Source organism: Blautia sp. OF03-15BH (genome assembly GCF_003463065.1).
Classification (GTDB): domain Bacteria; phylum Bacillota; class Clostridia; order Lachnospirales; family Lachnospiraceae; genus Limivivens.
Genome location: NZ_QSCM01000012.1, coordinates 1 through 446 on the forward strand (window position 1 = coordinate 1; position 446 = coordinate 446).

Sequence of the window (446 nt, forward strand, 5' to 3'; positions counted from 1 at the left end):
TTCTTTTCCTTAGAAAGGAGGTGATCCAGCCGCACCTTCCGATACGGCTACCTTGTTACGACTTCACCCCAGTTACCAGTCCCGCCTTCGGCAGCTCCCTCCTTGCGGTTGGGTCACTGACTTCGGGCGTTACCGACTCCCATGGTGTGACGGGCGGTGTGTACAAGACCCGGGAACGTATTCACCGCGACATTCTGATTCGCGATTACTAGCGATTCCAGCTTCATGTAGTCGAGTTGCAGACTACAATCCGAACTGAGACGTTATTTTTGGGATTTGCTCACCTTCACAGGGCTGCTTCCCTTTGTTTACGCCATTGTAGCACGTGTGTAGCCCAAGTCATAAGGGGCATGATGATTTGACGTCATCCCCACCTTCCTCCAGGTTGTCCCTGGCAGTCTCTCCAGAGTGCCCAACTTCACTTGCTGGCTACTGAAGATAAGGGT

The 446-nt window shown here is 52.9% G+C and carries 1 rRNA gene (running past one end of the window); it reads right to left on the reverse strand.

Annotated elements, in window-relative coordinates:
* Positions 1-13: 13 nt before the first annotated feature.
* Positions 14-446: ribosomal RNA gene (locus DXA57_RS12240) — 16S ribosomal RNA — on the reverse strand; it runs 1,199 nt beyond the window's last position.